We start from the raw sequence: 918 nt of genomic DNA, 5'->3' as shown, positions 1-918 counted from the left end.
GAGAAGTACCAGCTCAAGCCGAGGGACTGGGAGGCGGCCGCCCGCGAGGGACGGACCATCGCGCCCCTCATCACCCGGCTCAACGAGATCCGCCGCAGGCACCCCGCACTGCACCATCTGCGCAATCTCAGCTTCCACCGGACCGACAACGACTCGGTGCTCGCGTTCAGCAAGCGCACCGGCGACGACACGGTCCTCGTGGTCGTCAGTCTCCACCCGCACCACACCCAGGAGGCCACGGTCTCGTTGGACCTGCCGCGACTCGGCCTGGACTGGAGCGACGCCCTGTCCGTGCACGACGAACTGACGGGCGAGACCTACCACTGGGGCCGCGACAACTATGTCCGCCTCGGTCCCGGCCGCGCCCCCGCGCACGTCCTGCGTGCCGAGCCGGCGACGTCACAGATCGGAGGGCCTTCAGCGTCATGACCGTGAACGAACCCGTGCCGGACACTTTCGAGGACACTCCGGCCAAGGACCGGGACCCCGAGTGGTTCAAGCGTGCCGTCTTCTATGAAGTGCTGGTCCGCTCCTTCCACGACAGCGACGGCGACGGTGTCGGCGACCTGAAGGGTCTGACGGCCAAGCTCGACTATCTCCAGTGGCTCGGCGTGGACTGCCTCTGGCTCCCGCCGTTCTTCAAGTCCCCCTTGCGGGACGGTGGTTACGACGTCGCGGACTACACCTCCGTCCTTCCCGAGTTCGGCGACCTGGCCGACTTCGTGGAGTTCGTGGACGCGGCCCATCAGCGGGGCATGCGGGTCATCATCGACTTCGTCATGAACCACACCAGTGACCAGCACCCGTGGTTCCAGGAGTCCCGCGTCAACCCCGAAGGCCCGTACGGCGACTACTACATGTGGGCCGACGACGACAAGCAGTACCAGGACGCCCGGATCATCTTCGTCGACACCGAGG

General features: G+C 66.6%; 2 protein-coding genes. Both read left to right on the top strand.

The window, feature by feature from the left end:
* On the top strand, positions 1-429 hold a 429-nt coding region (locus GT030_RS22020), incomplete at its 5' end, for an alpha amylase C-terminal domain-containing protein (RefSeq protein WP_202460407.1).
* The coding region (locus GT030_RS22015) for an alpha-amylase family glycosyl hydrolase (protein ID WP_237522735.1) at positions 426-918 on the top strand (493 nt) is incomplete at its 3' end. The genes GT030_RS22020 and GT030_RS22015, both read left to right, overlap by 4 nt.

It is taken from the genome of Streptomyces sp. SID1328 (assembly GCF_009865595.1).
Lineage (GTDB): Bacteria > Actinomycetota > Actinomycetes > Streptomycetales > Streptomycetaceae > Streptomyces > Streptomyces griseoluteus.
The sequence above is the reverse complement of the archived record's forward strand: the minus strand, read 5'-3'. Positions and strand labels throughout refer to the sequence as shown.